Source organism: Saccharopolyspora aridisoli, from assembly GCF_004348445.1.
In the GTDB taxonomy this organism is placed as follows: Bacteria; Actinomycetota; Actinomycetes; order Mycobacteriales; family Pseudonocardiaceae; genus Saccharopolyspora; species Saccharopolyspora aridisoli.
The window spans coordinates 46,888-54,625 of sequence record NZ_SMKV01000036.1; the positions used below are offsets into that span (position 1 = coordinate 46,888).

The window sequence follows — 7,738 nt, forward strand, 5'->3', positions numbered from 1 at the left end:
GGATGGGCAAGACCGCGCTGGCGGCCGTGGCGCTGCTGTCGCTGACCGCGCTGGGCGGCTCGGCCGTGGCCGCGCAGGGACGGGCCGCAGGACACTTCGACCGTCCCCAGGACGGCTTCGCGCCCGCCGAAACGCTGCTGCAGGACGGCACACCCTCGGGCATCGGACTCGACCCGAAGCCGATCGACGACGCGTGGCGGCAGCTCGCGGCGTGGACGGAGAAGACGCCTGACCTGGAACACCCGATGTACGCCGGTGCCGTGGGCCTGCTCGCGCACGACGGCGTGGTCGTCAGCCGCACGGCCGCGGGCGAGCGGCTGCGCTACGCCGACGGCAAGGGCACCGAACTCCCCGCGCAGGACCAGGAACCGATGCGCGCCGACACGATCTTCGACGTCGCCTCGATCAGCAAGCTGTTCACCTCGATCACCGCGCTGCAGCTCGTGGACGACGGGAAGATCTCGCTGGACGATCCGGTCGCCGAGCACTTGCCGGAGTTCGCGGTCAACGGCAAGCAGGGCATCACCGTCGAGCAGCTGCTCACCCACACCTCCGGGCTGCAGGCCGAGGTGCAGCTGCGGAACCTGCCGCCGGAGCAGCGCATCCCGTCGGTCATGGCGCTGACCCCCGAGCACCCGCCGGGCACGAACTACGAGTACTCCGACCCGAACATGATCGTCCTCGGCGTGCTGGTCGAACGGGTCACGGGGCACCCGCTGGACCAGGTCGTCCAGGAGTGGATCACCAAGCCGCTGGGCATGCGCGACACCGGCTACAACCCGCCCGAGTCCCAGCTGCACCGCATCGCGGCCACCGAGTTCCAGGCCGACCCGCCGCGCGGCATGGTGCGCGGCCAGGTGCACGACGAGAACGCCTGGTCACTGGGCGGCGTGGCCGGTCAAGCCGGTGTCTTCTCGACCGCCGACGACCTGGCGAAGCTCGGGCAGACGCTGCTCAACGGCGGGACCTACGGCGGCACCCGGATCCTCTCCGAGCGCACCGTCGAGAAGATGCTGACCGACTTCAACACCGAGTTCCCCGAGAACTCGCACGGTCTCGGCTTCGAGCTCGACCAGCGCTGGTACATGGCCGGGCTCAGCGCCCCGCGCACCGCCGGGCACACCGGCTACACCGGGACGTCGCTGGTCATCGACCCGGCATCGCGGTCGGTGGTGGTGCTGCTCACCAACCGCGTGCACCCGTCGCGCGAGTGGGGCTCCAACAACCGCGCCCGCCAAACCCTCGCGCAGGGCATGGCCCGTGCGCTGGCGGTCTTCCCCCGCCACGGCCGCGCATCGTTCCACGCTCCCGGGACGGCGACGCTGACCAGCGCGCCGCTGGGCCCTGCGGACGGGCCTCTGGAGGTGTCGTTCGACGCCTTCATCGACACCCAGCAGGACGCCGACGGCACCGACGCGCTCACCGTCGAGTCCAGCTCGGACGGGGTGAACTGGCGGCCGGTGCCGCTGACCGCGTCCGGTCCTGGCGCCCCGGAGGGCCCGCAGCCGGCGCTGGCGGGTTCGGGGCACCGCGCCTGGTGGAAGGTCAAGGGCGAGGTACCCCCCGAGCCGGGCAAGGAGGTCCAGCTGCGCTGGCGCTACAACGTCGACGCGCAGTACGAGGGTCGCGGGGTCAACCTCGACGGCCTCAAGGCCACCGACGGCGATCGCACCCTGCTCGACTCCGAGCGCGACTCCACCGAGCTGCACCTCGACGGTTGGACCTCCGCCCACCGCTGAAGCGTTCCGGTACTTCCACCGGCGGCCCCTAGGAAGCCGGCAGCACCAGCGTCCCGGTCTTGTCGGTCGTCACGCACAACGAGCAGACGATCTTGCCCGCCTCCGGGCTGGCCAGCACGTCCGGCCGCTCGAACTCCTGCGAGCAGTAGTCGCAGGTGTAGCGGGTCGCGACCGGAGTTCCGCTGGCGTCGAACCGGGGCTCGGCGATCCCGTCGTCGGTTCGCCGCAGGTAGAACCGACCACGAGTCGCGATCGCCATCACCGGGGTCAGCACCCCCGCGATCGCCACGGCAGCGATCGGGGAGTACGGCTGGACGGCCTCGCCGAAGGTCCCGAAGTAGATCGCGATCGAGACGACCGCAGAGGCCAGGAAGGCCGTCACACCCACCGGGTTGATCGCGTGGAGCATCCCGCGCCGGAATTCCGGCTCCTTCGGCGACAGCTTCAGCACGTACTTGTTGATCATGATGTCGGCAGCCACCGTGCACACCCAGGCGATCGCGCAGTTGGCGTAGAAGCTCAGCACGGAGTTCAGGAAGGCGAACATGTTCGCCTCCATCAGGATCAGCGCGACCGTCAGGTTCGCCAGCACGAACACGATCCGGCCCGGGTAGCGCTTGGTGACCCGGGTGAAGGAGTTCGTCCAGGTCAGGGAACCGGAGTAGGCGTTCGTGACGTTGATCTTGACCTGGCTGAGCACCACCAGCGCCACGGCCAGCGGGACCGCCAGCCAGACCGGCATGAACAGCTCGTAGATGCCCATGAACTGCTGCACCGGCTCGGTTGCCGCGGCCCCGGCGGCACCCATGATGAAGAACGCCAGGAACGCGCCCGTGGCTTGCTTGACGGCCCCGAACACGACCCATCCCGGCCCCGCGACCAGCGTCGACAACCACCAGGAGCGCTTGTTGGCCTCGGTGCGCGGCGGCATGAACCGCAGGTAGTCGACCTGCTCGCCGATCTGTGCCATGAGCGACAGAGCGACGCCCGCGCCGAGCATGACCGACGCGGCGTTGAGGTCGCCGCCCTCCTCGCCGGTGAAGGCCAGCCAACCGCTCACCGAGCCCGGGTCGACGATCACCAGGTAGCCGATCGGACCGACCATCAGCAGCAACCACAACGGGGTCGTCCACACCTGCAGCTTGCTGAGCGCCTTCATGCCGTAGATGACGAGCGGGACCACGATCAGCGTCGTGATCAGGTAGCCCAACCACAGCGGTACGCCGAGCCCGGCGTGCAGGCCCTGGGCCATGATCGCGCCCTCGGTGGCGAAGAAGATGAACGTGAAGCTGCCGAAGATCACACTGGTCAGAACCGACCCGTAGTAGCCGAACCCGGAGCCGCGGGTGATCAGGTCGAGGTCGATGTTGTAGCGGGCACCGTAGTAGGCCAGCGGCACGCCGGTCACGAAGATGATCAGCGCGGCGACCAGGATCGCCACCAGGGCGTTGATCGTGCCGTAGCTCAGGCCGATGCCTGCGCCGATCGAGAAGTCGGCGAGGTAGGCGATGCCGCCCAGCGCGGTCGTGGCCACCACGCCGGGTTTCCAGCGCCGGTAGCTGCGGGGGGCGAAGCGGAGCGTGTAATCCTCCAGCGTCTCCCGCGCCGCTTGGTCCTGCGACGAGTCCTTGCGCGGTGAATCGACGACCATCAAGCCCCTCCTCTGCCGAACGCGTGCGGCCGGAAGTGTCCGCGCCGGATGTTTCCGCCACTGGCGAAGCGCGTTTCTGCCAGATGACGAGAACGCTCGGCGGCGGCCGCCGAAGAGGTGTAGATGTCGATCTCAGAGGACCGGGCAGTTGGTCCTCGCCGAACAACGCGCCGAGGGTGCAACCTGGACACGGGTGAGCACCGTCTACTCGACGAACGCTCGAGATATGCATTGACCTGCACGAGAAACGGTTAGTAAGTTTCCCACATGGCCATTACAGAGACCTCCGCTGAATCGAGCGAGGGCAGCCCCCTCGTCAAGATTCGCTCGCTGTTGCCCGGACTCGCGCGGGCAGAGCAGCGCGTGGCCAACATCGTGCTCGCCGATCCCGCCTCGATCTCGCGCCGCAGCATCACCGAGGTCGCCGAGGCGGCCGGCACCAGTGAAACGACCGTCACCCGGTTCTGCAAGGCGATCGGCGTCGGCGGATACCCGGACCTGCGGATCGCCCTGGCCGCCGACACCGCGCGCACCTCGACCCGCGATCGGGAGCTGGGCGGCGACATCGGCCCGGACGACGGCATCGGCGACATCATCTCCAAGGTCGGCTACGCCGACGCCAAGGCCGTCGAGGAAACCGCGGGCCAGCTCGACGCCGCATCGCTGAAAGCGCTGGTCGACGCGGTCGCCACCGCGCGCCGCATCGACGTCTACGGGGTAGGGGCGAGCGCCTTCGTGGCCCTCGACCTCCAGCAGAAGTTGCACCGCATCGGACTGGTCAGCTTCGCCTGGTCGGACACGCACAACGCGCTGACCTCAGCCGCCGTGCTCGAACCCGGTGACGTCGCGATCGGCATCTCGCACACCGGCGCGACCACCGAGCCCGTCGAGGCGCTGCGCGAGGCCAAGCGGCACGGCGCCACGACCGGAGCGATCACCAACTTCGCGCGCTCCCCGATCACCGAGGTCACCGACCACGTGCTGACCACGGCAGTGCGCGAGACGACCTACCGGTCCGGCGCGATGGCCAGCCGGATCGGACAGCTGACCGTGATCGACTGCTTGTTCATCGGTGTCGCTCAGCGGCACCTGGAGCAGACCAGAACGGCGCTGGAAGCGACGCGCGAGGCCGTCTCCGGACACCGCCTCGGCAGTCGCCTCGATCGGCGCCGGCACAAGGAGTCGTGATGCACCGCGCCACGGCCGGCCTCGAACAACCGAGCAGGAGGCATGGATGAGCCGGGATCACGCTATTCGGGTCGCATCACCGACCGAGCAGACCAACCCCAACACCCGCGACATCGACCTGCTCCCCACGCTGGACGTCCTGCAGCTGTTCAACAGCGAGGACCGCACGGTGCCGGAGGCCGTCGGCCGCGTGCTGCCGGAGCTGGCGGAGGCGGTCGACCTCGCGGTGGCGGCGCTGCGGTCCGGTGGCCGGGTGCACTACGTGGGCGCGGGCACGTCGGGACGGCTGGCCGTGCTCGACGCCGCCGAGCTGATCCCGACCTTTAACGCCCCGCCGGACTGGTTCATCGCGCACCAGGCGGGAGGCCCGGAGGCGTACCAGCAGGCGGTGGAGAACGCCGAGGACGACGAGAACGCGGGCGCCCGCGAGATCCGCGCGCAGGGCTCCGACAAGGACTTCGTCTTCGGCCTGGCCGCCTCCGGCCGCACCCCTTACGTGATCTCGGCGCTGACCGCCGCGAAGGAGATCGGAGCCAGCACCGCGCTGCTGACCTCGAACCCGGACCCGGGCGAGGTCCCGGCCGACGTGGTCATCGCCGCCGACACCGGCCCGGAGCCGATCAGCGGCTCGACCCGGATGAAGGCCGGTACCGCGCAGAAGCTGGTGCTCACCTCGTTCTCGACCGCCGTGATGATCAAGCTGGGCCGGGTCTACTCGAACTTCATGGTCAGCATGCTCGCGACCAACGCCAAGCTGCGCGGACGCACGATCAACATCCTGCAGGAGTCGACCGGCGAGTCCGAGCAGGCGTGCGCCGACGCGCTCACCGCAGCGGGCGACGACCTCAAGACGGCCCTGGTCCACCTGCTCTCCGGCGCCGACGTCGAACGCTCGGCAGCGGCCCTCGCCGTGGCCGACGGCCACGTCCGAGACGCCCTCCGGAGCCTGGAGGCGTAAGACGCCCGCAGGCGGTGCGAGCCGCGAGGCTCCGGACCCTCGCCAAACGCGCCGCCCGTCAGGCCATCGACTTGGCGACGACTCCGAACGCCTCGGTCATCAGGTCCCAGAAGCGGCCCTGGTCCAACGTCGTCGGGACCAAGGCGTTCCTGGCCTCCGGCGGGGCCTGGAAGTCGGTGACGGTCATCCCCGAGGTGTACCGGCCCTGCGTCTCGACGTCGACCCGCGCGGGAACGGCGTCCATCAGGGTCGGGTCGATCAGGTAGGCGACCGCGCAGGCGTCGTGGATCGCCGGGCCGAGCTCCCGGTAGTCGGGGAACCGGCCGTAGAAGTCCAGGCACGGCGTGAGCAGCTCGGATTCGAGCCGTCCGAGGCCGGCGAAGCGGGTGCGGACCTCGGCGTTCGCGCGGGCCTGGTGGGTCAGGTCGAGCCCGATCATGACCGTCGTCCAGCCCGCTTCGAAGACCACGGCGGCGGCTTCGGGGTCGGCCATGACGTTGAACTCGGCCGCCGGAGTCCGGTTGCCGCGCGTGTAAGCGCCGCCCATGATCACGAACTCGGCCGCCCACTCGACGATCCGCGGCTCCTTGCGCACGGCGAGCGCGATGTTGGTCAGCGGACCCGTAGCGATCAGGCTGATCTCGCCCGGGGCGGCGGCCAGCGTCTCGATGATCAGGTCCACCGCGTGGCGCGGGTCCAGCTCGGTCGCGGTCTCCGGCAGCACGACCTCGCCGAGACCCATCACGCCGTGCACGTTCCCGGCGTTGATGCCCTCGCGCACCAGCGGCCGCCCGGCGCCGCGCGCGACCGGCGCGGTCATGCCGTAGAAGTCGCGCAGCCGAAGCGAGTTCTCGGTGGTGAACTCCAGCGGCACGTTCCCGCCGACGGCGGTGATGCCCACGACGTTCAACCGCGGATCGCCGTGCGCGAGCGCGAGCGCGAGGGCGTCATCGATGCCGGGGTCGCAGTCGATCAGGACCTCCTTCACCATCAGCCCTCCTGAACGGCGTCGGCGATGGAGGCGGCCTCGCGGGCACCCGCTTCGAGCGCGGAGCAGCAGTAGGTGGTCCAGAACGCGACCGCGTCGGGGTCACCGGTGGCGAAGCCCAGCGCGCGCTCGGCGTAGTCCTCCTGCCGGCGGAAGTAGGCGACTTCGGGGACGACGAGACCCTTGGGGTCCAGGCCGCTGCCGATGACGGCGAGCCGCGCGGCGGCGCGGGCGATGACGCCGTCGACGTGACCGAACGGGGCCAGCGCGAGCAGCTCTCCGTGCACCACCGCTGCCAGCACCGGCCCTGCGCCGTGCGCCTTGGGCTCGGTGATGATCTCGCTGAGCAGGTCGAGCCGTTCGGCGATCACCGGGTCGGCGTGCGGCCGACCGAGCTGGTCGGGGTCGTCGACGAGGTCGCTCGCGGCGAGCACGTGCATCCGGGCCAGGGCCTGCCGGGGCGCGCGCTGCCAGGTGGGCAGCAGGGTGCCCATGGCTTCGGCGATGCGCAGCGATCCGGCCAGCAGCGGGTCGCTGACCTCTCCGGACTCGGGGATCTCGGTGGCACCGCCCGCGACTGCGGCGGACGCGCGGGCCGCGCGCACGGAGGCCTCGGCGGCGGTGGCGGGCCAGCCGCGCCGGTTGGCCGGGTGCCGGTGCACCTCGTCGATGGCGGCACGTGCGGCGGCCACCGCGTCTGCGACCCCGTCGAGTTCCAGCAGCGGTGCCAGCGATGGCTTGTCGTTCACGACTCCAGACGCTACCGGCCGGTACCGGAAACCCCAGCGAGCGGCCCGTGTGCGAGTTGTGCCACAGTTGCAGCCACGTTGCATGTCTTCAGCTCCGCGTTATCGCAGGGCAACGCGCCGCATTCATTTCGGAACTGAAGGGTGACGTTGAATACCCGGCCCGTTGCGTCCGAATGGTCTGAACCAATCAAGCGAAACCTCTGTTGCAGTGAACCAGATCGCACTACGGTTCCCCTATCACTGCATTCACATCTCCAGGGAGGTTCTGGGCAATGAGTCAGCCCGACGGGCAGAGCAACACGCTCGACAACCTGCTGACGGAAAGCAGGACGTTCCCGCCGTCCGAGGATTTCGCGGCGCAGGCCAACGCCACGTCGGCGCTCTACGGCCAGGCCGATGCGGACCGCGAGGCGTTCTGGGCCGAGCAGGCATCGCGGTTGCAGTGGGACAGCGAGTGGAACCAGG

7 protein-coding genes are annotated in these 7,738 nt (G+C 69.8%); 4 read left to right on the top strand and 3 right to left on the bottom strand.

Annotated elements, in window-relative coordinates; all coding sequences use genetic code 11:
* The first annotated feature begins 2 nt into the window (after window positions 1-2).
* A complete protein-coding gene (locus E1161_RS22320) occupies window positions 3-1,739 on the top strand; it encodes a serine hydrolase domain-containing protein (protein ID WP_132626421.1) in 1,737 nt (578 codons plus the stop codon).
* A 28-nt stretch (window positions 1,740-1,767) separates the two neighbouring features.
* Here the strand turns inward: E1161_RS22320 and E1161_RS22325 are convergent, their stop codons facing one another.
* A complete protein-coding gene (locus E1161_RS22325; RefSeq protein ID WP_132626423.1) occupies window positions 1,768-3,390 on the bottom strand; it encodes a purine-cytosine permease family protein in 1,623 nt (540 codons plus the stop codon).
* Between the two features lie 267 nt (window positions 3,391-3,657).
* Here E1161_RS22325 and E1161_RS22330 point away from each other — a divergent pair, with 267 nt between their 5' ends.
* Together E1161_RS22330 and E1161_RS22335 are read left to right on the top strand one after the other, a co-directional pair.
* A complete protein-coding gene (locus tag E1161_RS22330; protein WP_132626425.1) occupies window positions 3,658-4,578 on the top strand; it encodes a MurR/RpiR family transcriptional regulator in 921 nt (306 codons plus the stop codon).
* Between the two features lie 46 nt (window positions 4,579-4,624).
* Window positions 4,625-5,536, top strand: a complete 912-nt coding sequence (locus tag E1161_RS22335) for an N-acetylmuramic acid 6-phosphate etherase (RefSeq protein ID WP_132626427.1) — start codon at window positions 4,625-4,627, stop codon at window positions 5,534-5,536.
* Window positions 5,537-5,594: 58 nt separating this feature from the next.
* Here the strand turns inward: E1161_RS22335 and E1161_RS22340 are convergent, their stop codons facing one another.
* Together E1161_RS22340 and E1161_RS22345 are read right to left on the bottom strand one after the other, a co-directional pair.
* Window positions 5,595-6,527, bottom strand: coding sequence for a nucleoside hydrolase (locus tag E1161_RS22340; protein WP_132626429.1), 933 nt, complete (start codon window positions 6,525-6,527; stop codon window positions 5,595-5,597).
* Complete coding sequence (locus E1161_RS22345) at window positions 6,527-7,273, bottom strand: Fic family protein (RefSeq protein ID WP_132626431.1); 747 nt, start codon at window positions 7,271-7,273, stop codon at window positions 6,527-6,529. Before E1161_RS22345 ends, E1161_RS22340 begins: the two co-directional genes overlap by 1 nt.
* Window positions 7,274-7,545: 272 nt before the next feature.
* Here E1161_RS22345 and E1161_RS22350 point away from each other — a divergent pair.
* A partial coding sequence (locus tag E1161_RS22350; RefSeq protein WP_132626433.1) for an acetyl-coenzyme A synthetase N-terminal domain-containing protein occupies window positions 7,546-7,738 on the top strand: 193 nt, incomplete at its 3' end.

What these genes read in the sequence shown, in the direction of transcription:
- E1161_RS22320 (WP_132626421.1), top strand. Translation starts at nt 3, where the DNA reads ATGGGCAAGACCGCGCTGGCGGCCGTGGCGCTGCTGTCGCTGACCGCG.
- E1161_RS22335 (WP_132626427.1), top strand. Translation starts at nt 4,625, where the DNA reads ATGAGCCGGGATCACGCTATTCGGGTCGCATCACCGACCGAGCAGACC.
- E1161_RS22325 (WP_132626423.1), bottom strand. Translation starts at nt 3,390, where the DNA reads ATGGTCGTCGATTCACCGCGCAAGGACTCGTCGCAGGACCAAGCGGCG.
- E1161_RS22340 (WP_132626429.1), bottom strand. Translation starts at nt 6,527, where the DNA reads ATGGTGAAGGAGGTCCTGATCGACTGCGACCCCGGCATCGATGACGCC.
- E1161_RS22330 (WP_132626425.1), top strand. Translation starts at nt 3,658, where the DNA reads ATGGCCATTACAGAGACCTCCGCTGAATCGAGCGAGGGCAGCCCCCTC.